Origin of the sequence: Marisediminitalea oceani (genome assembly GCF_003731635.1) — a bacterium.
In the GTDB taxonomy this organism is placed as follows: Bacteria; Pseudomonadota; Gammaproteobacteria; order Enterobacterales; family Alteromonadaceae; genus Alteromonas; species Alteromonas oceani.
The window spans coordinates 45,112-68,365 of the sequence record NZ_RCUA01000012.1; the positions used below are offsets into that span (position 1 = coordinate 45,112).

Sequence of the window (23,254 nt, forward strand, 5' to 3'; positions counted from 1 at the left end):
GAAAGACAGCATTGCAGGCGCACGCTTTTCATTAATGAAGGACACATTGTCGGTATGATTGAGATTGTAAAACGTGGCATTATCAGCGCCGGACTGGCGCTAATGATGTCAGGTATTGCCAACGCTGAGGTAACGATTACCCAAGGGAAAACCCTCATTCCTGATGGCGAGGCAAACCATGTTAAAGACCTCACAGTTCAAAACGAGAAACTGGCCTTCGCGCTGGCTATCGAATCTGCTGCGCCATGGGGCGTGCCGCGTGGCGCGCTGGTGGACTTGTCAGTGGTGACTAACGGAAGAATTGAAGGGGATAAAATTGCTTTCGCTGATTTTATTCCCAATAGCTGGTCTGCCTGGCCAAACGACGGCAAGGTGGTTGAGATTATTGAAAATACCCCCCAGCGGGCGACCATTAAGATTCGTCGCAATTTTGCCGCAGTAGACATTACTACCTGGTATAGCCTGGCCGCTGGTGACGATCAGATAACACTGAAAACTGTTATGCGCAATAACGGTGAGAACACCTTATCCCTTACCTCGGGCTTTACGTTGTGGGCCGATGCCGGACAGATGTTTGAGGTGCCTGGCCTTAATGAAGAGAAATTCCGGCACAGTAAGACTTTAAGTGACCGTATCGTTGGTTACGATCGCGACTGGGCATTTGCTTTGCACGCACCCTACTTTGATCGCAACACCTATGGCGGGCGGGATATGTACAAGGCTCACACGTTAAAGCCCGGAGCTCAGCAGACCTTTGAAGCTGCATTACAAGTGGTGCCTGACGGAGACCTCGCGCCAGTTGTTAAGGCGGAAGCGGCTCGCCGCGGTGAGGCAACAGGGGCTCTTCATGGACGAGTCACCGCACAGAACGGTAACGTACCCGATAATGCCATGGTCATTGTCCGCCGGCAAAACCATCTGTATGCCTGGACTTTAGCAACTAATGGCAACTATCAAATTGATTTGCCGGTTGGGGAGTATGAGGTGTTTGGTACGGCATCCGGTCATGCAGATAGTCCGGTGCAAAAGATAACCGTCACAGCCGACAGCGACCAGTCATATCACTTTACTGATTTGGCCTTGCCTGGTGAACTGGTGTTAAAGGTTGAAGATGCTGATACTGCAGCACCGCTTGATGCCCGAATCAGCATCGCCGAAGGACAAGAACCGCTGGTAGCTTACCTCGGACGACAGACATTTTTTACAGAGCTCACGCCTGTTGGTCAGGCTAAGGTGGCGCTGGCGCCCGGTCAATACACCATTAATATCGACGCCGGAGCAGGTTTTGAGCGGCCGATGCAACACCTTGAGGTAACGCTGACAAGCGGTAAGGTCAGTGAATATAAGGTTAAAATAGCATCGCTAACGGATACCGCAGAACACCAATGGTATGGTGCGGATTTACACCATCACGGCAATGTACTGGAGGCCACCACACCGCCTGAAACGGTGGTACGCTCTCAACTCGCGGCCGGATTGGATTTGACCTTTATCAGTGAGCACGACTCTATCGTTAACTTTGCCGAATTCGCGGCGTTATCCGCACAGCGCAAGGTGCCGTTTATCCCCTCGATAGAGGTGTCTCCTTCGTGGGGACATATGAATCCGTTTCCAATTGATCTTGACGCAACCTTTAACGTTGACTCTGGGACGGATGACATACACACATTGGTGAAGGCCATGGAAGACATGGGAGCCGTGGTTATTCCGATGAATCATCCGTACAATGATTTTGGCTATTATACCAATCTGGCCAAAAATGAAGTGACGGGGGGCGCTACCGATGCTTTTCGTTTACTGGAAATCAATATAGCAACAAATAATGCACCCACTCTCGCGCAGTTACATCGCCTTTGGGACGGCCGCAAGCCCGTTTATATGACTGCAGGTACCGATACACATGATGCCTGGAGCCAACGTTCGGGCGCTATTCGTATGCTGGCGCATGTCAGCGAGTCACTTACACCACAGTCCTATGCGCAGGCATTGAAGGCCGGGCATAGCTACGCAAGCACCGGACCGTTGATTTACCCCCATCGCGTAAACTTTGGTGATACCACTCATGCGGGGCAAACCTGGCCGGTTGATGTGGTGGCCGTCAACGGGCTTAATGAAGTACGTTTGATCGGCCAGGGCGGTAAGGTGTTACACACTGTTTCTTTCGATAATCAACCGTTATCACAGCACCAGCGGGTGATTCTGCCTATACCAGCCGAAGCACAAGACTGGGTCAGTATTGAAGTGGATGATCAGGCAGGAAAAAAAGCCTGGTCAAATCCATTGTGGCTTACCGTTAATTGATTTCGCACTGTTAAACGCCGCCTTAATCACCTCTGATACCCCGGCAAACCTCGCCGGCAGATTGCGGTGTCGGGAACGAACCAGATAGAGTGGTTCTGATACCGTGCTGGCAGCCGGGTAAACAGCAATATTACTGCCGTGTCCGGCGTGCTTTTCAACGCTGGCCGGTAGTACGGTAAATCCCACCCCGGCACTTACCGGAAGCAAAATTTGCGATAGCTGATTTACGTAACCGCTGCGTTTTAGTTTTGCTACCTCAAGACTGGCCAGGCTATCTTCGCCACTATGATTGCAATAGAGCTGCAGGTAATGCGCGGCATCCGGATGGTCAACTAAGCCCAGCTGATTAAGTGTGGTGTTAATAGTGGTAAAATCGGTGATGGTGGCTGGCAGGAATAAGTGTAATACCTCTTCTGCCAGGTAGTCTGCACTAAGAGAGTCGTCTGCTGGGGTATTGGTTACAATGCCGATATCAATCACACCCTGTTTCAAACTTTCCACAATGCGATGCCGAGGGGCTACTTCCAGATGAATTGCCAGTTCCGGGTGCTTGGCCTGAAGTGCCGTCAGCCCGGGATATATTCGCAGGGCCACTGCGCCAGAGCAAGCCAGGGTGCAGCGTCCCTGGTGGGGCTCGTCAAATTTTAATTGTTCGAGAAACTGCTGCTGCCTGGTTTCGTCTTCCCGGGCATAGTGGTAAACCTGTCGGCCCTGTTCGGTCAGTTCAATGCCCTTTCCTAACCGCACGAGTAGTTCACACTCGCAGCTTTGCTCCAGCTTCTTAACATGTTGACTAACCCCGGGTTGCGTCATAAACAACTGCTCGGCAGTTTTGGTAAAGCTGCCGGTTTCCGCCAGGGTGGTAAAGGTTTTAAGGTATTTGGGATTTAGCATGCTATAAATTAAAATTATCAATTTAAGAAATTATGATAATTTTATGTTTTGGTTATGTCCAGTTACTCTGACCCCATGTAATTACTCAGGAGTTAACCATGACAGACAATAGTCAAAAACCTTACCCTCGTACTTTTTCGCATATCGGTATTTCAGTACCAGACCTGGACGCTGCCGTTAAATTCTACACCGAGGTACTCGGCTGGTATCTCATTATGAAGCCAACCGAAATTGTTGAAGATAACTCAGCCATAGGTGAGATGTGCACCGATGTGTTTGGTGCGGGGTGGGAAACGTTTCGCATTGCGCATTTATCCACGGGTGACCGGGTTGGCGTGGAGATCTTTGAATTTAAGGATCAGCAAGATCCGGAGAATAACTTTGAGTACTGGAAAACCGGTATTTTCCACTTCTGCGTACAGGACCCTGATGTGGAAGGACTGGCGGAAAGAATAGTCGCGGCCGGTGGTAAAAAGCGGATGAAAGCACCACGTTATTATTATCCGGGAGAAAAGCCTTATCGGATGATTTACATGGAAGATCCGTTTGGCAATATCCTGGAGATTTACAGCCATAGCTACGAGCTTCACTATGCCAGTGGTGCTTATCAATAGATTGTCAGGCGTTATAAAGAAAAAAGCCGGAACATGGGTTCCGGCTTTTGCGTTTAGTGGTTGGTATGCTTCCAGTGATACTGGTGAGCCTTGGCCTCCACTTCTGCCGCCGTTTGCTGCGGCATAAAGGCTTTGTTGTTACCTTCAAAGAAGAACGGCTGGCGTTTTTGCTTACTACCCATTTCGTTCATAGTGGCAACGTCATACACGCGGCCGTTAATCACGGTGTAGGTGACATACTCACTACGGCGGATGTCGTTAAGCACGTTGCCGTCGGTGATCATCAGGTCGGCCAGTTTACCCGGCTCAATGCTGCCGAGATCCTTGCCCATGCCCAGATGCGTTGCCCCATCAATAGTGGCACCGCGTAGGGCTTCCCACGGCGTAAAGCCGCCCTGATTCATCAGCCACATTTCCCAGTGAGCGGCCAATCCTTCACGCTGACCGTGGGCACCAATGTGCACACTTACGCCGTTATCGCGCAGCTCTTTCGCGTATTCAGCCACATTTACATGGTTGTACTGATCATCCGGCGCGGTAGGGCGGCGAATAGCACGGGCATCCAGTCTGGTAGAAGGGACATAACGTAGCAGACGTTCGTTCTTCCACACTTCGGTGCGATCGTACCAGTATTCTTCTCCCATCAGGCCACCGTAAGACACCACAAAGGTTGGTGTGTAACCAAAGTCGGTGGCTTTCCATAACTGGGTGAGGTCGTCATAGCCACGGGCAATGGGCAGTGAATGCTCAAGGCCGGTATGGCCGTCAACCAGCATGGTCAGGTTTTGCTGGAACTTACCACCGCCTTCCGGTACCACCATCATTTGTTGATTATTGGCGGCCCACAACACTTGCTGACGTTGATCCCGGCGCGGCTGGTTATAGCTTTTCACCGAGATAGCACCGCTGTCTTTCAGACGCTGAACATGGAAGTAAGCATCGTCGTAGTTGTTAATTTGTGCCTTATAGCCGATACCTTCTGCACCGTACAAAATAGTACCGGTAGAGTAGATGCGCGGTGCTACGCGTTCACCTGCACGTTGAAGCTCGGAAGCTGCAAAGATCTCAGTAGTATCGTTAGACGGATCGTGAATGGTGGTCACGCCGAACGACAGATTGGAATACTGCATCCAGTTTTGCTGCGGAATGATCTCGCTACGGCCCTGTCCGCCATGGGCGTGGGTATCCACTAAGCCGGGCAGAACGGTTTTACCTGAGGCATCAATCAGCATAGCGTCGCCGGGGATATCCACTTCGCCGCGCTTACCTACCGCGGCAATGCGGTTATCCAGGATCAGTACCACACCATCCTCGATAACTTCCCGGGTATTGTCGGCATCGCGCATGGTGACTACCGTACCACCTACCAGCGCCTTGTAACCGCTGGGCTTGTCGCTGGTGGCAGTAAAGCTCAAATCCAGGCCTTCAGAAAGCGGATCCGGCAGTTCATCGGCCGATTTACCACCGGCAAAGGCAAATGCGTCTTCCAGCTTACGTTCAAAATAATAGGGGCCATGGAACCAGCCCACACTGCTGCTGTCTGGTGCCCAGGTGAGGTACTCACCAGCGCGATCAGATAGTTGAGTAACCGGCAGAGAAGACATTTTCGGGCCAATAGTGACTTTCTTACCATTGTCTACGTATGGCGTAACGTAGGTATTAAACTGATGCACAAAGGCAACCCATTTACGATCCGGAGACAGGCGATATTCGGCTACCTTATCGGCGCCGTATAAGTGCACCCGGTGGTCGTCGCCATGCAGGTTTACACTGGCTAGTTGGGTAGCGCCATAAGGAGAATCGTAACTGCGTTCGGTAAAGAACAAGCGCTCATTGTCGCCAGCGAAGTGGGGCTGAGTTCCCGAGCTGCTGACCTTTTTAGGCTCGCCTTTATCCAGGTCCATCACGTACAAGCCCGGCTCTACCGAATACTTGGGATCAAGCAGGTAGCCGCCGGTAAATTTACGGTAGGTGACTAACTCGCCATCGGGTGAAAACGACGGCTCTACATAGTGCCCGGGCTCAGGGGTTATTACTTTACCCTTACCACCACGGGCGGAGACAATGCGTACATCGCCTAACTTCTGGTCGTTCCAGGTGGTGTAGATAATGCGCTTACCGTCGGCAGAATAGCGTGGGTAGTATTCATCATGCTCATCCTGACGGGTAAGGCGTCTGGCTTTGCCGCTTTTTAAATCCTTGACGTACAGTTTGCCCAGCGCCTGGAACAGCACCGATTTGCCGTCGGGCGATTTCTGCGACCAGCGGATCATTTTTACGTTAAAGGTATCCGGCGCTACATCTACATCAAAACGCAATGCATCGGCATATTGCAGTTTGGCTTCAACGGCGATATCGATGGTGTCTACCGATTGGTCTTTTACATTGAGCTTATGAAACTTTCCGCCGGCCCAGTACACAATCGCTTTGCTGTCTGGTGTCCAGTCGAAATAGGCATAGTAACCTTCTACGCCAAAGCCTTCCTGCATGTCGCGCTCCATGTCGCGAGTGAGAAGGGTCTCTTCACCGGTGGCAAGGTCTTTAATAAACAGCGCGGTGTCGTACTTCACCCGACGTAAAAAAGCGATGTACTTACCGTCTGGTGAAGGGGTTGGTACCACGGCGCCGCCAGTACCGGAGATAACGCGGTCTTCTTCACCGGTTGTGCGATCAAAACGGGTAATGGCAAAAATGCCTTCCAGCGGATCGCGGTTATAATCGAAGCGGTAACCGCCAGAGGTACTCTGGGTATAGTAAATATAGTTGCCATCGTGAGAGAACACCGGATCGGTAATGTTGTTTTGCTCACGCTTACCGGACACCCGCTCTTTAATTGGCAGACCGCTACCGCCGGAATGGTGATAAATCCAGATTTCGCCGGCCGGGATACTGCGGGTAGAGGTAATGCCTTTGGTCACTACAATATATTCGCCATCCGGGCTCCATTTAGGCGAGTGGATAGTGTTATTTTTCTCTTTGGTTACCTGGCGCAGGTTGTCACCGTTGGCATCCATCACCCACACGTTCGACACGCCGCCGCGATCTGAGATAAACGCAATCTTGCTACCATCGGGCGATATGGCCGGGTGAATATTCCAGGCGAAATCCTGGGTTAACGGCTGAGCGTTGCCGCCGTCGAGGTCAGCTTTATAAATATCGCCGAGCATGTCGAACAGGAAGTATTCGCCATCAGGCGCTACGTCCAGGCTCGACCAGGTAGTTTCGGTGGTGTTAATGGTGACATCGTGTAAAGGATAGGGTGGGTTAGTCACTTCCCACTTGTCCTCGGTGTCACTTTCCTGTGCTGCCAGCGGAGCGCTGAGCAGACAAAGTGAGGTCAATACCGAAGCACTTAATAAGGTTAATTTTTGCTTATGGGTGTGCAGGTTTGTCGTTAGCTTCATTGTTATTCTCTACGTCTTTTTTGTTGTCATGGCGGGGACTGAGCCCGCAGCAAAATCAATCTTCCCTGGATTGTTAATGGTCAGTATAAAGTATGTTTAGTGTGAGGTGTTGCAGTTCATCGGATTAGTTTGCAAGGTAAACTGTATCATTGTGGGTCGGGGAATTGGCCGCGAATGGCGGCGAAGGTGGTAAAGTTAGTCAGTAACAAATCAACCAGTCTGGGATCAAATTGTTTGCCACGTTGCTCAGTGAAGTATTCACGAATTTGCGCTTCGGACCAGGGGCCTTTGTAGCAACGTTTACTGCCCAGAGCGTCAAACACATCGGCAACTGCTACAATGCGTCCGGCCGCCGAAATGGCATTTTCACTCAGCCCATTAGGGTAACCGCTGCCATCCCAGCATTCATGATGCTCATGGGCAATGGTGGCGCCAAGCTGCAAAATCGGGTTATCACTTTTGCGTAGCATATCGAACCCGGCTTTGGCATGGGTTTGCATAATCTGCCGCTCTTCATCAGTGTGAGGGCCGGGTTTGTTCAAAATTAAATCCGGGATGGCGACTTTGCCTACGTCGTGTAGCGGCGATGCCAGTTTTATCATTTCTGCTTCGTTGTCGGGCAAGCCGTAATGCCTTGCCAGTAAAGCACTGATATGCGCTACCCGGCGCACGTGTGAACCGGTTTCCTTAGACCTAAGCTCCACCGCTTCACCAATAATGTACGAGAGTTCACGTTGCGAGTCCCTAATCACTTCACGTAGCTTGAGGTTTTCGTGGGATACCGCGATATTGTTGGCAAAAAACGATAGCAAATGATGCTGGACCGGTTCCAGCGGCTCATTTTTAGCAACGTAAAGCACATTTTCCATGCCCCGGCGGGTAGTAAAATAACTCACAAAGTAATCGTTGCCCTGAATGTTACTGTGCTGGTTTAACGCCTCTTCGATGCGGGTTTGCACCTTCGCCGGGATGGTTGATAAAGACTTGCCCTGTAAGTTGGTGGCCAGAATTTTATACTGATTTCCACTTTTAACGTCGCGGGTTATGGCGCAGCAAATAATATCGGACGTCTCGATAGCCAGCAGAACGGATATTTGATTTAAGATAGCAGAGGCAAATTGCGGAAGGGTGTCGCACTCGATAAATTCGGTGGTGGCGCTGATAATTTTTTCCAGCCCTTGTCGGTGACGCTCAATCAGGCGAATGTCCCGGTAAGCCCGCAGCGCAGCATACATACTGGTTTTCAGGCGCATGGCGGTAAGTTCGGTTTTGTTTTTGTAATCGTTAATGTCGTAATCGCGGATCACCCGTTCTTCCGGTGCCTCGCCGGGTTGACCTGTACGCAGGATAAGCCTAATCACATGGTTATTCCGTGTTTCACGCACCCAGCGCACTAGTTCAAGACCGGCCTGGGTGGTTTCCATTACTACGTCTATAATGGCAACCGCAATTGCGTTATGGGTATCAGCAACTAAAATGTTGCGGGCTTCAGCGGCACTGCTGGCGGTAATGATATTCAGTGGCCGTTGTTCGAATACGAAATCACCCAGCACCATTCGGGTAACGGCGTGGATTTCCGGCTCATCATCAACTACCAGTACCGTCCAGGCCGCTAATAGCTCTTCTTCGAGATCGGTTTCGTCATCGTTAGTAAAAAGTAATTCGTCACCGAGCATTATGCGGTTACCTCGTTGCCACTGTGACAACCACTTAACGATTTAAGAGGTTGCAAATTAACTATAGTACGAGGTTGATGAATCCGCATGTTTGATGGAGTTCACTCAAAATGTTAGGTTAATGAGACTGGCATTAAAGATAATGGATTAATGGATTAATGGATTTACAAACTTGCACAAAAGCCGGCCTGCTCTCGGCTATCATGGTTTCCTTTTCAGCTTATCCGCTGCATACCCAAGTCAATTCCCTGGGGGAGGAAAGAGGAGTGGTGTGTGCCACAAACCTTGGCAGTGATTTTACTGCCTGCCCGCAAGATTTTACCAATCATAAAATTGAAGCCATTGAGCTTTGCCTAACCGCACTTGACTATACCAGTATTGACGTCAATTGTGCCGGGGCACTAAATACAGCCATTGATAATGCGGTTGCCTCTGAAGCGGGTTTTCGCGCATTGATGTCAGCAGAGAACAAATCTGCAGGTTTAGTGGAAATAATTAGCCCTTTAAATAGTGATTTCTCTACTCTGAAGAACCGCTCGTCGTTCAGACTTATCAATAAATTTGTCGATGGATCTGAGCTAGTGCTTGATGTTCGCGTAGAGGGGGGAGTGGTTGAAATCGTAGTCAACAGAGACGCGTCAATAACGAGTGAGGGCAAAACGTTTACTCACGCTGAAGATTACGGCACATCGTCTCAGCTGAGTCTCAGGGAAGCTCAACGGGTTGCAACTTCTCAACAAATACCTAAAAGATGCGAGCAGCCGACATTTGATAGCACAGACTGGGTCGTTGAGGAAGTGATCACTAAAAACTATCCGGACGGACGAACTGAAGTGACTAATATTTATCGGCAGCAGGATACTTACCTAACTTACCTGCAGTGTTAGTGTTGTTTGCCCGATATGTGAACTTCTCACCAAAGGTGGCGTAACGTGTTGATTCAGATAGCGCGTAATCAACAATTACCAATAAAAAGCTGACCAACAGAACTGAAGGTCAGCTTTATTCATTTTATGAGTGAGTAAACGTGACGTTTTACTCTCCGTGCTTTGCATTACATCGTTACGTATTCTTCGGCGCTGGTGGGGTGAATGGCGATACAGGCATCAAAATCTGCTTTGGTTGCGCCCATTTTAATAGCGACCCCGAAGCCCTGTAGGATTTCATCCATGGCGTAACCAATGCCATGTAAACCCACTACCTTCTGGTCTTCGCCGGCACAGATAAGCTTCATACTGGTAAGCTGGCGATGATGGGTGACAGCCGTATACATAGCCGCAAAGTTAGAACGGTAAATAGTCAGGTTATCTTTGCCAAACTTGGCTTCAGCCTCGCTTTCAGTCATCCCAATGGTACCAATTGGCGGGTGGCTGAAGACCACTGTAGGCACCAGATCATAGTCGAGGTGAGCGTTGGTCTGGCCGTTAAACAGGCGCTCGCTTAACATCCGTCCGGCTTTAACCGCTACCGGGGTTAATTCAGGCTGGCCGGTAATATCGCCCACCGCGTAAATGCCCTCAACGTTGGTATTCTGGAATTTATCGACCACTATCTGCCCATTGTGGCGCATTTCAACGTCGGTGTTATCCAGGCCAATCGTTGCGGTATTTGGCTTGCGGCCGGTGGCCCAGATCAGGCAGTCAACGGTAAGTGTGTTGCCATCGGTTAACGCCAGTTCCAGATCGCCGTTGTCCAGTTTAGTAACTTGTTTGATTTCCGTTTTTTCATGGATATCAATGCCTTCTTCGAGCATCAGGGTCTTAAGCGTTTCCTGCAACATGGCATCAAAACCGCGTAATGGCAGTTCCTGACGTAAAATAGAGTGGGTCTCACTGCCTAATGCGTTGAGTACGCCCGCCAGTTCCACACCTATATAACCACCGCCTACTACGGCAACACGTCTTGGCTGCTCGTCGAGCTCGAAGAAGCCGTCTGAATCAATACCGTACTCTGCGCCGGGGATATCCGGGCGGAAAGGCTTACCGCCGGTTGCGATAAGAATATGCGGGGCAGTGTACTGTTCACCGTCGACTTCCACGGTAGTGTTGTTAACGAATTTTGCATAACCTTTGAGCAGGGTTACCTGATTGTTGCCCAGCACCCGGTCGTAAGAGGCATGAATGCGAGATATGTACGCCTGACGATTCTTAACCAGCGTAGACCAGTCAAATTTATTTACCGTTATATCAAAGCCGTAATCGGGACCGTACTTATGAATGGCTTCTGCTACCTGAGCGCCATACCACATAGCTTTTTTAGGCACACAGCCCACATTTACACAGGTACCGCCCACCGCTTTTGCTTCAATAAGCAGGACTTTCTTGCCATGTTTTGCTGCCCGGTTGGCCGAGGCAATGCCGCCACTGCCGCCGCCAATACAGATATAGTCAAACTCTTGCATCGCAAATTCTCTCGTCATTGTAGTGCTGCTATTGTGCATGATTTCGTATAGCCGGACAAACTTACTCTGTGCATAACAGGCAGTGAGTTTGTCGGCCATGGTTACCTTAAAGACCCGCAATCGGATTATTTACTTTCAGCAGGGCTAGCGCTCTGAAGAATTTACAGGCGCATGCATTATTTACCTTTATCAGCGCATGGCTACGAAGACCTTAAAATTTGGCTTCATCCTTTGAAGGCCAGGTATGGCGGGGTTTCGCGCGTATAGTGACAATCCGGCACAGGCTATGCAATCTCTTAATCGTACGAATTTGAAAGGTTGATATCTTGTCAGCCTTTACGACTTTTAACGAGCAGGAGGAATTATGAGCAACGTAAAAATTGCAGAATTTACCGCCCCAGGCATTAAAAACAATGCAGCAAAAGATGCTATCTCTGTGCTTGATGACCGTATGGTCGCCTTGATTGATTTACAGCTTACGCTGAAGCACATCCACTGGAATGTGGTAGGTCCGAACTTTATTGGTGTGCATGAAATGCTTGACCCACAGGTTGAAGCAGTTCGTGAAATGACCGACACCATTGCCGAGCGTATTGCTACCCTTGGCGGTGTACCGGTAGGTACGCCAAAATCGATTGTAGAACGTCGTCGCTGGGACGATTACTCAGTAGGTAAGGGCCTGGTAACAGACCATCTGACTGCGCTGGATAAAGTGTATAACGGTGTCAACGAAGACCATCGTAAGGCCATTGATACTCTGAGTGAACTCGACCCGGTATCTGAAGATATGGTAACCGGACAGTTAGCCCAGCTCGAGCAGTTCCAGTGGTTTGTCCGCGCGCATATTGAATCAGCGAGCGGTGAACTTAAAAGCTAGCAGTAGCTTGTAACATTTCTTTCTTCATGTGTGTAACTTCCCATTTTGCCCGCAGCCTCCCGGCCGCGGGCTTTTTTTTGCATGGTTACCTGGTTAAGTATATAGTGTAGCAATATGTAGTGTTATGTAGCATTTTAGGTGAGTTTGATGGGCATCGTAAAAATCTCTGATCAATTGCACGAAGAGGTGCGCAAGAACAGCGTGGTGATGGAGCGCTCAATTAATTCTCAGGCTGAGTTCTGGATGAAAATAGGCCGCTTAGCAGAACAAAACCCTTCGCTTACTTACGAGCAAATTCTGGAGCAGGAGATGCGCCAGCAGAAAGTGAATAAGGTCCGACTGGTTAATGAGTAACGTGATAATTAAAACGCCACAGGAAGTGGCATTAATGCGCGAGGCCGGTCAGTTGCTGGCGCGTGTGTTTGGTGCACTGGATGAATTTGTTACTGCCGGTGTAACCACCATGGCGATCAACGAATTTGTGGAGCACTATATTATTGAAACCTTAAATAGTCGCCCTGCCAGCAAAGGGCAGTACGGCTATGAATATGCCTTAAACACGTCGGTGAACGAGGTTATTTGCTACGGCGTGCCGTCGGCGGCTAAAGCCCTGCGTAAAGGGGATATTGTTAATCTGGACATTACCCTGGAGAAAAATGGCTACATTGCTGATAGCAGCAAAATGTACTGTATTGGTGAAGTTTCACCGCTGGCCCACCGGCTGGTAAAAGTCACCTACGAAGCCATGTGGAAAGGTATTGAATCGGTTAAGCCCGGAGCCCGTGTTGGCGATATCGGTGACGCCGTACAGCGGCATGCGGAGCAACATGGTTACAGCGTGGTCAGGGAGTATTGCGGTCATGGCATCGGCCGCGAAATGCATGAAGAACCGCAAATATTGCATGTGGGAACACCTGGTACCGGACTGGTTTTGCGGGAGGGCATGGTGTTTACCATCGAACCCATGATTAATCAGGGCACCCATAAAACCAAACTGAAAAAAGATGGCTGGACGGTGATTACCCGCGATCGAAAATTATCGGCACAATGGGAACATACCATTGCCGTTACAGCCGATGGTTACGAAGTGTTAACGCTGCGTCCGGAAGAGCAGTTGCCGACCACCTAAAACTAAGCAATGCGACAGCGCTACTATGGCTGTCGCTATGCCTGACGAACAAACAACGCTAGAAAATCCTGCTTAGATAGTTTCTTCGCTTTGTTCATTTTCAATCACAATTTCAAAGTGACGCTTGTGTTCACGCTCGTATTGTTTCAGTTTGGCGATGGTCGCCTCTGAAAATACATGGCCGGCGGGTAGCAGCAGAATATGATTATCATTGTACAGGTTGTTGCCCAGTACCATACCGGCCGCCAGCTCTTCACTGGTTAGGTGATTTTCGATAAAGCTGGGCTTATCGATATCATGGTCGGTAAGCAGTAAATCAAGAACCTCGCCGTCGTAGCGGGTGTTGCGGTGTTTTTTGAGCTCAGCTTTGGCGTTTCTTGGCTCCATACGTTGTGAGCTCAAACGGCCGCTAACCAGACGCCAGTAGTCGCGGGCGATGGCATGAATGCGCGCGCCCAGCGGAATTTCCTTGGCCACTTTGTGGTATAAACCGCTGCCGTTGTAGTGCTCAAACTGAAACTCGATGATTTCACTGATAGGCTGCATATGTTCGGCCGGTGCCAGAATCATCTTCGCCAGATGAGTCTGCGACAGGTAATCTTTTTGCTGCTGATAAGTCAGTTTGGCAAACGGCGGGCGGAAGTTTTCCGGTTGTAAGCCTAATAATCCCAGTTCGCCAATCAGGCTCGCGTAACTATAGAGTTTTCTTTCATCCGGGCTGCAGCCAAGTTTTGCGGCAAGCATTTTAGTGAGTTCACTTACTTCAATGGCAAACTTGCCGTCGATATCCGGATTAATGGAAATCACATTAAACAATACCTGCTCCAGAGCGCGGTTACGGGTTTCAATGCGGTTAAGCGCTGCTTTGATTTGCCGCGTGCGCTTTTGCACTGTTTTTTCTAAATCTTTGTTAACTTCTTTTAACTTGGCATTTTGCAGGCGAGTCAGCTTTTGCAGGCGGGCGTTCTCGTCTTTGAGCTTAATTCGTTCGAGCCCTTCTTCGATGGTATTAATCAGCTCCTGATTGTCCCAGGGTTTTTGCAGATAACGATGAATACGGCCCTGATTAACAGCTTTGATGGTGGCGTCGATATCTGCAAAGCCGGTTAGCACCACCCGGAATGTGTCCGGATATTTTGCGGCTACTTTTTCGAGCAACTCAGCGCCGGTCATGTGCGGCATCTTCATATCCGAAATGACCACATGGATGGTTTTCTGCTCCATAATCGCCAGGGCTTCTTCACCGCTCTCTGCCAGGGTCAGATCGATTTTCAATGAAAACAGCGCTCGCTTGATGGAGCGTAAAATATTTTGTTCATCATCAACACAAAGTACTGAGTATCTTGGCGTTGCAGCTTCGGTGTTCGGCATAGTAGTTCCTCGATGATCCTGACCGCTAATGTTGCGCTACGGTATGCTGGTGGTCATCCAGACCGTTTACAGGCAAGGCTAGTTCAAAGATACTCCCTTCGCCTGGCGTACTAGAGACCTGAATCTGGCCGCCATGCTCCTGAATAATCCCATAGGTAATAGACAAGCCCAGCCCGGTGCCTTGCCCTTCAGGTTTAGTGGTAAAAAACGGATTAAACAGCTTGTCGAGATTTTCCTGACTAATCCCACAGCCGGTGTCCTGGATACGGACTTTCACAAAGTCGCCTTCCTGCTTTGTTGAGATACTGATTACACCCTGCTTACCGGTGGCTTCGATTGCCTGGCCGGCATTGATAAGCAGGTTAGTAAAGACCTGAGTTAACTTGCCCAAATTAAAGTACACCTTGGGCAAATCCGCGAATTGCTTTTCTACCTTGCAGATATACTTGAGCTTGTTATTAACCATCGATAGCGTGGTATTGAGGCAATGATTCAGGTCGTACCGTTGTGACTCCTCTGAGTCGACTCGGGAAAATATTTTCAGGTCCTTAACGATCTCACTGACTCGCTGTAACCCCTCTGCTGACTCTTCGATCAGGGGCTCCACATCTTCGCCGATAAAGTCCAGATCATGCTGCGCATAAAATGCCTGAAGTTCATCCACCCGGGCTTTTAATGCCTCGATGGATTCATCGCTGTGAAGCTTCTTCGCCATATCCAGCATAATTTGGAACAGTGATAAATAGTCTTTTAATGTGCTTAAGTTACTGCTGACAAAGCCTATGGGATTATTGATTTCATGGGCTACACCAGCGGCTAACTGACCCACTGAGGCCATTTTTTCCGCCTGCAATAGTTGCTGTTGTGTTTCTTTCAGGTGTTTGTTGGCATTTTCCAGTTCCGCGTTTTTATCACTCAACGCCTGGGTGCGCTCTTTAACTTTGTTTTCCAGTGAGCGGTTTAACTCTCTCAGTTCGTCCTGTGCACCGCTTCTGTTTTCATATTCTTCGGCCAGTGTATTAACCAGGGTATTAAACGACAGGGCCAGTTCGGAGAGCTCGTCACGGCCTTTGATTGGGATCGAAACACTTCTGTAGCTCTGCGTGGGGATGGCTTTTAGCATGTCTTTGGCCCCCTGACGCAGAGAGTGCAACTGGGAGGTCAGATAAGTGCCTAAGCCAAAAGAAAAAAGCGCTACCAGTACCATTTCCAGCAGCGCCAGAGCGATGATCCAGTTGCGAATTTGCAGCAGCGAAGATTGCACTGAGGTCACGTCGATACCAATTTGTACTTCGCCAAAGTATTCGTTGGCAACAGTAATCGGTTCCCGGGTGTCATAAACCGAGTCGTCAATCCCCTGAACCGAAGTATCCAGACTAAACGGCTTATCGGGGATACCTTCACGACTACGCTGAGCAAGCACCCGTTGCTGACTGTCGATCACCCTGGCGTAGACGATATCCGGGTTATTCATGAGTTCTTCTACCGATGCCTCAAGCGAAGCCAGGTCGAGAGAAAGCAAAGGACCCCGGGTGATCGACGAAAACAGGTTAGCTGTGGTTTGTGCACGCTTTACCACGTTGTCTTCGATTAATGCGTTAATAAACGTCAGGCTCGTTATAATCAGAACAAGCAGCAGCGTTGCTTCAATTAACGCCGTACCGGCGATGGTTTTGGTACGTAATGACAGGCGCATGATGCTGGCTCAGATATCCGGTCTCGATAGCGAATTAATGCCTAACGCGCGGATGTCGTTCCAGTCTTTATCTTCGGCGGCATCAAGTCGATTAAAATTCAACTGTTTGAGTAAGGCTCTGCCTTTTTCGGTGGTTACCAGTTTTTCAAGTGCGGCAGTCAGTAGTTTCTGGTGGGCAAGCGGAACCCTGCTGTGCGCAGCAATCGCATGACTGGTATAGGCTTTACTTTGCCATAATATTTTAAGTTGTGAGCGTTGTGTTGCCGGTAAACTTTCCAGTGATCGGATAATGCCGCCCCCTGCCGGAAAGAGTTCTTTAATAACATTAAGATAGACCGAATCGTGAGAATTTACATAACGCGGACTAATACTTATGCCTGCACGATTGAGTTCGGCACGTGGAATAATACTGGCTGCAAAAGCGGCCGGGGCTGGAAAAGCAAGGGTTGCCCCCTGTAATTGCTCAATGTTGGTAATATTGCTGTCTTTACGGGTCACGATAATCCCCCGCAGACCTTTTTCTGAGTCCCGCACCAGTGGCTGATAATCTGACCTGTTGTGAAATACAACGTAATGATAAGGGTTCATGTAAGCCAAATCATAATTTGCCGCGGTTAACTCATCCTCGAAACTGGGGATGTCTTTGGCAGTGATAAAGCTTAATGACAGACCGGTCTCCTGCGCAAGGTGCTGGAGCAGGGGAGTCCACATCTGAGCAAGTCGATAAGCAGATTGCTGGGGCACTACACCGAAGGTGTATTGTGCTGGCTTCTCGGCAGGTGCCTGATTGCCTGAGTCGGCAAATACGTCGGTCGCCCCCAGAATAGCCAGGATAACAAGCACAAATTTCATATTGCTCTCCGCTTTGATTTACCGTTTATACCTGCATGAATTCTTCAAACAGTTGAGTCAGATCGTGATTTGAAAACGGTTTGGTAAGGGTGGCGTCGGCGCCAAGTTCCTTAGCTTTTTCCAGGCTCGCATCGTCGAGCGCTGAAATCACAATAATTCTCAGACCACGCTGTGACTCCTGTTCACGGGTGTATTGCAATACACTGTAGCCGTCCATACCGGGCATGCTTAAATCAAGGGTCATTACCCGCGGTGAGTGCTGGCTCAGCATCATGCCTGCCTGAAAACCACCGGTAGCAATCAGCGTGTCGTAACCAGCGCGACGCGCCACCCGCTGGATGGATTTAGCCACTGGTAGTTCATCATCAACAATCAGGATGAGCGGAGAAGCCTCGGGCTTGAGGCTATCCGGTATCGGCATATTATGGCGTTCCAGAAAATCGATAAAATCGTTGATCAGAACCCGGTTGTTGCCACGGCCAGGTAATTTAAAGCCCTTTAACTTGCCGCTTTCCAGCCATCGGATAACCGTTCGGAGATTAACGTCACAATATTCGGCAATTTCGCCGGATGTCAGTGTTTTCACAGTTGATCCTCGTTGCTTAAGTTTTCATCGAGACCCATTTATAGCATTGTTAATCAAATATGGCAATTAAGCAATATGTATAATTTGCGACATTAGTGACATTGTGCTAATTTGTGATAACAACATGAATTATCTGTCTGCAAGGAATCGCACATCGGATTATTGTTATCATAAAAGAGGTAGATAGCATGGCTTGTGATACCCAGAGTGCTAGTCCAGAAAAAGCACTTAATTTACTGCTGGTAGATGACGAAAAAGGCGTGGTCAACGCCCTCAAACGTGAACTTAAAGATCTTAACTGCTGCATCACTACAACCACTTCTGGTCGCAAAGCTATGTCTGTATTGCGCGAGCAGGATGTCGCTCTGTTAATCACCGATCATAAGATGCCTGACGTGAATGGCGTCGATCTGGTGCGATTTGCTAAACAATACTCTCCCGATACGCACATCTTTATGCTCAGCGGTGAAGGCGATTTACAGGCGGCAGTAGAATTACTCAATCAGCGTATGCTGACAAAGTATCTCACCAAGCCCTGGAATCGCCAGGATTTGCGTAATGAAGTGGTAAAAGTGCTTAATCAGTGCAGCGAGGGAGGACAAAAAACATCGGCGCAACAACTGGCCGACTTTGATCACGAAAATGATAAGCCAAATCTGCGTGATTATGAGTCGGTGGTGCTGATTAAGCTTATGAACGTTTCAGACATCAGCCTGGCCCATGGGGAAGCTGCATCGCTGGATACCGAAGCCTATATTGGCCAGCGTCTGGAATATATGGTCACGCAGCCACACTTGCTACAACGCACTCAGGCTGGAGTGTTTGCGCTGTATCTTAAAGAATCCACCATCGAAATAACGCGCTCTCTGTGTTGCCAGATTCGCCAGCAGTTGCAGCGTACCTTTTTAATTAAAGGGACATCGATATTCTGTCACATAGGCGTGGGGTTTAGAAACCTCAGGGATTCGCAGCTTGACCACGATATTCTGATCAGCAGCCTGGTTGATACCATCGTTCGCGACAGTCATCGCATCAGTATTTCGCAGTTGGATAACTCCACTATTACGCAGTACCGTCGACAGCAGCAGCTCAGCGCAGAGGTGCAAAGTGGATTGCGGAATCAGGAGTTTAAGCTGGCCTATCAGCCCAAAGTGCAGCTGAGCTCGGGGATGATTAATAGTGCTGAAGTGCTGCTGCGCTGGCAACATCACAGCCTGGGATGGGTTCCTCCTTCAGAATTTGTCCGTCTGGCGGAGCTGGACGGTCAGATAGAAGCCATTGGCGAATGGGTACTGGATCAGGGGTTTAAAGTTGCCAGCGAACTAAGACGCTTTAGTGCTGAGCTCGACAGTATTGCCATTAATATTTCGGCCAAACAATTGCAATCTTCGCGCATTGTGGAATTTATCGGTGAACGCCTGCAGCACTATTATCTGCCTCCTTCATTTATTGAACTGGAACTAACCGAAACCGCGCTGGCTGAAAACTCTCACTACCTTGAAGAGCTTCTTTGGCAACTTAAGTTACTCGGAGTGAGACTTGCCGTTGATGATTTTGGCGCTGGCTTTACGTCGTTTTCGTACCTGTCTAAATTGCCCATCGATACCCTGAAGCTCGACAAGGTAATGATTGATAACCTGCATACCGATAGTCACCGCCAGGAGTTTATTCACAATCTGATTCTGAGTTGTAAGAAACTGGGTATTGAGGTGGTTGCTGAAGGCGTTGAGGAAGAGGCGGATTTGCGCTGTCTTCAGGCCATGCGTTGCGACAAGATCCAGGGCTACATATTTAGCCCGGCAGTCTCCCGCCAGGAATTTGAAAAGCTCATGATAAGACAACCTTTTTATGCCAAATTTAAGGCACAACAGGGACGTTAACCCGGCGGCTTAAAAAGCTTGATATAGCGCAATAGTTGACCATGCGGCAGCTTGAAAACCCTACACCGACCAACCATATTTATGATGCAGGGAGCAATAAATTCACTCATCGTAAAACGATGAAGGAAAAGTACCTGAGGACAGGTTAGCGAACTATCGGTATCGATTAAGGAGGGGTTATGAGTTTATTTCCAAGTGTGTTTGGTCGTAATCACCCTGGTGCATTAAAAGGCGAAATTGATCGTGTTTTTGATGATTTCTTTGCTGGTTTTCCGGCCATGACAGGTTTCGCCGCTGGTGATAACGTTTATATGCCGGCGTTGGATTTAAAAGAAACCAAAGAAGGCCTTGAGTTAACCGCAGACTTGCCGGACATGAAGAAAGAAGATATTCATCTGGAAGTTCAGCAAGACCGTTTAGTGCTTTCAGGTATGCGTAAGCAGGAACAGGAATCCACAACAGACGAAGGCTTTCATGTCAGAGAACGTCGCAGTGGCAGCTTCAGGCGGGTTGTCGCCTTACCCTTTGCCGTTAACGACAATGCTGATGTGGTAGCACGGTATAACAACGGTGTGTTACGGGTTCTTATCCCACGTCCGGCTAATCCGGTTGATAATACGCAGCGTGTCAGTATCAGTTAGGCCCGGTTGCAGTGCATTTATTTTCGCGCGGATTGCAGCGCTAATGCCTGAAATGCCACTGACTGAACCAAATTGAATCCATCACGTAAAAAGTCCAGGCCCCGCTCGCTGCGGGGCTTGTTTTTTTAGCCTGTGAACCCCATCACTAAAGCAATATTAATTTGGCAACGGATCCTAATAACGACTATGACTACACTTGCACTCGAACAGGTAGATGGCCTGCCACGTTTTTCTCAAATTACCCCGGATCAGGTGAAGCCTGCGGTTACCAAAGCAATTGAAGACTGTAAGCAAACCATCGAGGCGGTGGTTGCCAGTGGTGATTATTCTTATGCTAATGTGGTAAGCAAAATCGATGAAGCAGACGATGTGCTGGGCAAAGTCTGGTCGCCGGTGTCGCATATGAATTCGGTAGTCAGCAGCGATGAGCTGCGTGAAGCTCACGATGCCTGTTTGCCACTGTTGTCAGAATACGGCACCTGGGTGGGCCAGCATGAAGGGTTGTTCCAGGCATACAAGGCCCTGCGCGACAGTGATGAATATCTGCAACTGGATGAATCGCAGCGTAAGGTTATTGATAACACATTACGCGACTTTACCTTGTCTGGTGTGGCGCTGCCGCCCGAGAAAAAACAGCGCTTTGCGCAGATTCAGGCTCGCTTATCTGAGTTATCGTCAACCTTCAGCAATAATGTGATGGATGCCACCATGGGCTGGACCAAACACATTACCGACGAGTCAGAACTGGCTGGTTTGCCAGAGTCGGCACTTGCTGCTGCGCAACAGGCTGCACACCAGAAAGATCTGCAGGGCTGGTTATTCACGCTGGATATTCCCAGCTACCTGCCGGTGATGTTGTATGCCGATAACCGTGCGCTGCGCGAGGAAATGTACCGTGCTTATGCAACCCGCGCATCCGATCAGGGGCCAAATGCTGGTGAATGGGATAACACTGCGATTATTAATGAAACCCTCGCCCTGCGTTCAGAAATCGCATCGCTATTAGGCTTTGCCAGTTATGCAGAGCGTTCTCTGGCTACCAAAATGGCCAATTCAACCTCGCAGGTAGTGGGCTTTCTACGCGACTTAGCGGCGAAATCCAAACCTCAGGCCGAAAAAGAGCTGGCCGAAGTGCGGGCTTATGCTGCTGAAAAGCACCAGATGGACGAGCTTGAAGCCTGGGACGTACCCTATTACAGCGAGAAGCTGAAGCAGGAGCGTTACAGTATTTCAGATGAAATACTGCGGCCATATTTCCCGGAGAACAAAGCGCTGGCCGGTTTATTTACGGTGGTAGAGAAACTTTATGGCCTGACTATTACGGAAGTCGAAAATGCCGATACCTGGCATAAAGATGTGCGCCTGTTCTCTATTACCGACAAAGACGACACCCTGCGAGGTCAGTTCTACCTCGACCTCTACGCTCGCCCGAAAAAGCGTGGCGGTGCCTGGATGGATGAATGCCGTGTGCGCCGCTTTCAGGCCTCCGGCGAGCTGCAAACACCGGTGGCGTACCTCACCTGTAACTTCAACGGGCCGGTCGGCGATAAGCCAGCCCTGTTTACCCATGATGAAGTGGTAACCTTATTCCACGAATTTGGTCATGGTATTCATCACATGCTTACGCAAATGTCAGTGCCCGGGGTATCAGGCATTAATGGCGTACCCTGGGATGCGGTTGAATTACCCAGTCAGTTCCTGGAAAACTGGTGCTGGCAGGAAGAGGCTCTGGGCTTTATCTCCGGTCACTACGAAACTGGCGAGCCGCTACCTAAAGAATTATTGGATAAAATGCTGGCCGCCCGGGATTATCAGGCCGCCATGCAAATGATCCGTCAACTGGAGTTCAGCCTGTTCGACTTCCTGCTCCATATGGAAGACGGCGAGCATGTGGATGTTCAGCAGGTTCTCTCGCAGGTTCGCAACGAAGTAGCTGTGCTCCAGCCGCCCTCGTTCAATCGTTTCCAGCATAGCTTTGGGCATATCTTTGCCGGTGGTTATGCAGCTGGTTACTACAGCTACAAATGGGCAGAAGTGTTGTCTGCCGATGCGTTCAGCCGGTTCGAGGAAGAAGGTATCTTCAATCCGCAAACGGGCGCCGACTTTCTGCACAATATTCTTGAAATGGGCGGCAGCCGTGAGCCAATGGATTTATTTGTGGCCTTCAGAGGGCGCGAGCCTAAAGTAGACGCACTGCTACGCCATAACGGCATTGTGGCGACAGGTGCCTGATGGCGGCGGAATCATTTGCCGCTATCTATGCCCGGGCGGCTGAACGAAAGGGCGGCGAGCGGGGGCTGGAAGCGCTGGTTAGTCAGCCTTTGACGCCGGCTGGCGTTAAGGCTTTGAGCGATGATCGGGTGCTGTCGGCCTTTACTAAAAAAGTCTTTCAGTCAGGCTTTGTGTGGCGCGTGATTGAGCAAAAGTGGCCGGAATTTGAAGCGCTGTTTTTTAACTTTGAGGTTGAAAAAGTGCTGTTGATGTCTGATGAAATGCTCGAACAGCGGGCCACGGATAAACGGATCGTTCGTAACCTTAAAAAAGTTATGACGATCCGCGACAACGCGCTCATGCTCAATGACATTCGTTTGTCGCACGGAAGCTTTGGTAAATTTGCCAGCCAGTTTACCGGTGCAGCTGTTATCGACCTGTGGACTCACCTAAAAAAGCACGGAGCGCGATTGGGCGGCAACACTGGTCCTTATGCACTTCGTGCGTTGGGAATTGACACATTTCTGCTAAGCCGCGATGTGGAAGGTTATTTTCGGGCTTATGATCTGATCAGCGGCGGCCTGACATCAAAGCAAAGCCTTACCACCATCGCCAATATCTTTGCTGACTGGCAGGCCCAAAGTGGCCGTAGTCTGCAGGAGCTGAGTCAGATTTTGGCCTACAGCTGCGGCGATAACCGCGTTTAAATTAACAAGGTCGT

18 protein-coding genes are annotated in these 23,254 nt (G+C 49.5%); 10 read left to right on the forward strand and 8 right to left on the reverse strand.

Annotated elements, in window-relative coordinates; all coding sequences use genetic code 11:
- Positions 1 to 54 precede the first annotated feature (54 nt).
- Positions 55 to 2,301 carry a CehA/McbA family metallohydrolase gene (locus D9T21_RS03630; protein ID WP_123323773.1) on the forward strand — a complete coding sequence of 749 codons (2,247 nt, stop codon included), beginning with the start codon at positions 55 to 57 and terminating at the stop codon, positions 2,299 to 2,301.
- Here the strand turns inward: D9T21_RS03630 and D9T21_RS03635 are convergent.
- The gene (locus D9T21_RS03635) at positions 2,272 to 3,195 is read right to left on the reverse strand and encodes a LysR family transcriptional regulator (protein WP_123323774.1); all 924 of its coding nucleotides are present in this window, start codon (positions 3,193 to 3,195) and stop codon (positions 2,272 to 2,274) included. The two genes, D9T21_RS03630 and D9T21_RS03635, sit on opposite strands and share 30 nt — an antisense overlap.
- A 98-nt stretch (positions 3,196 to 3,293) precedes the next feature.
- Between D9T21_RS03635 and D9T21_RS03640 the strand changes: the two genes are divergently transcribed.
- Entirely contained in the window at positions 3,294 to 3,809 is a 516-nt protein-coding gene (locus tag D9T21_RS03640) for a lactoylglutathione lyase family protein (RefSeq protein ID WP_123323775.1), read from the forward strand.
- Positions 3,810 to 3,862: 53 nt separating this feature from the next.
- Here D9T21_RS03640 and D9T21_RS03645 read toward each other — a convergent pair whose 3' ends face one another.
- Together D9T21_RS03645 and D9T21_RS03650 are read right to left on the reverse strand one after the other, a co-directional pair.
- A complete protein-coding gene (locus tag D9T21_RS03645; RefSeq protein ID WP_123323776.1) occupies positions 3,863 to 7,213 on the reverse strand; it encodes an amidohydrolase family protein in 3,351 nt (1,116 codons plus the stop codon).
- 146 nt (positions 7,214 to 7,359) lie between these two features.
- Positions 7,360 to 8,889 (reverse strand): DUF3369 domain-containing protein, encoded by a 1,530-nt coding sequence (locus D9T21_RS03650; RefSeq protein WP_123323777.1) that lies wholly within the window; start codon positions 8,887 to 8,889, stop codon positions 7,360 to 7,362.
- A 158-nt stretch (positions 8,890 to 9,047) separates the two neighbouring features.
- Between D9T21_RS03650 and D9T21_RS03655 the strand changes: the two genes are divergently transcribed.
- Positions 9,048 to 9,776 carry a hypothetical protein gene (locus tag D9T21_RS03655; RefSeq protein ID WP_123323778.1) on the forward strand — a complete coding sequence of 243 codons (729 nt, stop codon included), beginning with the start codon at positions 9,048 to 9,050 and terminating at the stop codon, positions 9,774 to 9,776.
- 167 nt (positions 9,777 to 9,943) lie between these two features.
- On the opposite strand, the gene gorA is transcribed toward D9T21_RS03655, so the two are convergent.
- Entirely contained in the window at positions 9,944 to 11,290 is a 1,347-nt protein-coding gene (gorA, locus tag D9T21_RS03660) for a glutathione-disulfide reductase (protein WP_123323859.1), read from the reverse strand.
- Between the two features lie 364 nt (positions 11,291 to 11,654).
- On the opposite strand from gorA, the gene dps reads away from it, so the two are divergent.
- The 3 genes from dps to map all read left to right on the forward strand — a co-directional run bounded on the left by dps (position 11,655) and on the right by map (position 13,296).
- Positions 11,655 to 12,167 (forward strand): DNA starvation/stationary phase protection protein Dps, encoded by a 513-nt coding sequence (gene dps / locus D9T21_RS03665; protein WP_123323779.1) that lies wholly within the window; start codon positions 11,655 to 11,657, stop codon positions 12,165 to 12,167.
- A 147-nt stretch (positions 12,168 to 12,314) separates the two neighbouring features.
- On the forward strand, positions 12,315 to 12,521 hold the full coding sequence (locus D9T21_RS03670) for a ParD-like family protein (RefSeq protein ID WP_123323780.1): 207 nt from the start codon (positions 12,315 to 12,317) through the stop codon (positions 12,519 to 12,521).
- Positions 12,514 to 13,296 (forward strand): type I methionyl aminopeptidase, encoded by a 783-nt coding sequence (gene map, locus D9T21_RS03675; RefSeq protein WP_123323781.1) that lies wholly within the window; start codon positions 12,514 to 12,516, stop codon positions 13,294 to 13,296. Before D9T21_RS03670 ends, map begins: the two co-directional genes overlap by 8 nt.
- 72 nt (positions 13,297 to 13,368) lie before the next feature.
- Here the strand turns inward: map and nosR are convergent, their stop codons facing one another.
- Genes nosR through D9T21_RS03695 form a run of 4 tightly spaced genes read right to left on the reverse strand, consistent with a single transcriptional unit; the run spans position 13,369 to position 17,801 of the window.
- Complete coding sequence (gene nosR / locus D9T21_RS03680; protein WP_123323782.1) at positions 13,369 to 14,667, reverse strand: response regulator c-di-GMP phosphodiesterase, NosR family; 1,299 nt, start codon at positions 14,665 to 14,667, stop codon at positions 13,369 to 13,371.
- 25 nt (positions 14,668 to 14,692) lie between these two features.
- Positions 14,693 to 16,363: an ATP-binding protein gene (locus D9T21_RS03685; protein WP_123323783.1), complete on the reverse strand. Its 1,671-nt coding sequence runs from the start codon at positions 16,361 to 16,363 to the stop codon at positions 14,693 to 14,695.
- 9 nt (positions 16,364 to 16,372) lie between these two features.
- Positions 16,373 to 17,215, reverse strand: coding sequence for a phosphate/phosphite/phosphonate ABC transporter substrate-binding protein (locus tag D9T21_RS03690; protein ID WP_123323784.1), 843 nt, complete (start codon positions 17,213 to 17,215; stop codon positions 16,373 to 16,375).
- A 25-nt stretch (positions 17,216 to 17,240) separates the two neighbouring features.
- Complete coding sequence (locus D9T21_RS03695) at positions 17,241 to 17,801, reverse strand: response regulator (RefSeq protein WP_105932812.1); 561 nt, start codon at positions 17,799 to 17,801, stop codon at positions 17,241 to 17,243.
- Between the two features lie 188 nt (positions 17,802 to 17,989).
- Between D9T21_RS03695 and D9T21_RS03700 the strand changes: the two genes are divergently transcribed.
- From D9T21_RS03700 to D9T21_RS03715, 4 genes are all read left to right on the forward strand, one after another.
- Entirely contained in the window at positions 17,990 to 19,681 is a 1,692-nt protein-coding gene (locus D9T21_RS03700; RefSeq protein ID WP_123323785.1) for an EAL domain-containing protein, read from the forward strand.
- A 179-nt stretch (positions 19,682 to 19,860) separates the two neighbouring features.
- Entirely contained in the window at positions 19,861 to 20,322 is a 462-nt protein-coding gene (locus D9T21_RS03705) for an Hsp20/alpha crystallin family protein (protein ID WP_123323786.1), read from the forward strand.
- Positions 20,323 to 20,508: 186 nt separating this feature from the next.
- Positions 20,509 to 22,554, forward strand: a complete 2,046-nt coding sequence (gene prlC / locus D9T21_RS03710; RefSeq protein WP_123323787.1) for an oligopeptidase A — start codon at positions 20,509 to 20,511, stop codon at positions 22,552 to 22,554.
- Positions 22,554 to 23,240 carry a DNA-3-methyladenine glycosylase I gene (locus D9T21_RS03715; protein WP_123323788.1) on the forward strand — a complete coding sequence of 229 codons (687 nt, stop codon included), beginning with the start codon at positions 22,554 to 22,556 and terminating at the stop codon, positions 23,238 to 23,240. The genes prlC and D9T21_RS03715 overlap by 1 nt, the downstream gene beginning before the upstream one ends.
- Positions 23,241 to 23,254 lie beyond the last annotated feature (14 nt).

Coding starts and splice junctions, on each gene's coding strand:
- D9T21_RS03630 (WP_123323773.1), top strand. CDS start 55: ATGATTGAGATTGTAAAACGTGGCATTATCAGCGCCGGACTGGCGCTA.
- D9T21_RS03635 (WP_123323774.1), bottom strand. CDS start 3,195: ATGCTAAATCCCAAATACCTTAAAACCTTTACCACCCTGGCGGAAACC.
- D9T21_RS03640 (WP_123323775.1), top strand. CDS start 3,294: ATGACAGACAATAGTCAAAAACCTTACCCTCGTACTTTTTCGCATATC.
- D9T21_RS03645 (WP_123323776.1), bottom strand. CDS start 7,213: ATGAAGCTAACGACAAACCTGCACACCCATAAGCAAAAATTAACCTTA.
- D9T21_RS03650 (WP_123323777.1), bottom strand. CDS start 8,889: ATGCTCGGTGACGAATTACTTTTTACTAACGATGACGAAACCGATCTC.
- D9T21_RS03655 (WP_123323778.1), top strand. CDS start 9,048: ATGGATTTACAAACTTGCACAAAAGCCGGCCTGCTCTCGGCTATCATG.
- gorA (WP_123323859.1), bottom strand. CDS start 11,290: ATGCAAGAGTTTGACTATATCTGTATTGGCGGCGGCAGTGGCGGCATT.
- dps (WP_123323779.1), top strand. CDS start 11,655: ATGAGCAACGTAAAAATTGCAGAATTTACCGCCCCAGGCATTAAAAAC.
- D9T21_RS03670 (WP_123323780.1), top strand. CDS start 12,315: ATGGGCATCGTAAAAATCTCTGATCAATTGCACGAAGAGGTGCGCAAG.
- map (WP_123323781.1), top strand. CDS start 12,514: ATGAGTAACGTGATAATTAAAACGCCACAGGAAGTGGCATTAATGCGC.
- nosR (WP_123323782.1), bottom strand. CDS start 14,667: ATGCCGAACACCGAAGCTGCAACGCCAAGATACTCAGTACTTTGTGTT.
- D9T21_RS03685 (WP_123323783.1), bottom strand. CDS start 16,363: ATGCGCCTGTCATTACGTACCAAAACCATCGCCGGTACGGCGTTAATT.
- D9T21_RS03690 (WP_123323784.1), bottom strand. CDS start 17,215: ATGAAATTTGTGCTTGTTATCCTGGCTATTCTGGGGGCGACCGACGTA.
- D9T21_RS03700 (WP_123323785.1), top strand. CDS start 17,990: ATGGCTTGTGATACCCAGAGTGCTAGTCCAGAAAAAGCACTTAATTTA.
- D9T21_RS03705 (WP_123323786.1), top strand. CDS start 19,861: ATGAGTTTATTTCCAAGTGTGTTTGGTCGTAATCACCCTGGTGCATTA.
- prlC (WP_123323787.1), top strand. CDS start 20,509: ATGACTACACTTGCACTCGAACAGGTAGATGGCCTGCCACGTTTTTCT.
- D9T21_RS03715 (WP_123323788.1), top strand. CDS start 22,554: ATGGCGGCGGAATCATTTGCCGCTATCTATGCCCGGGCGGCTGAACGA.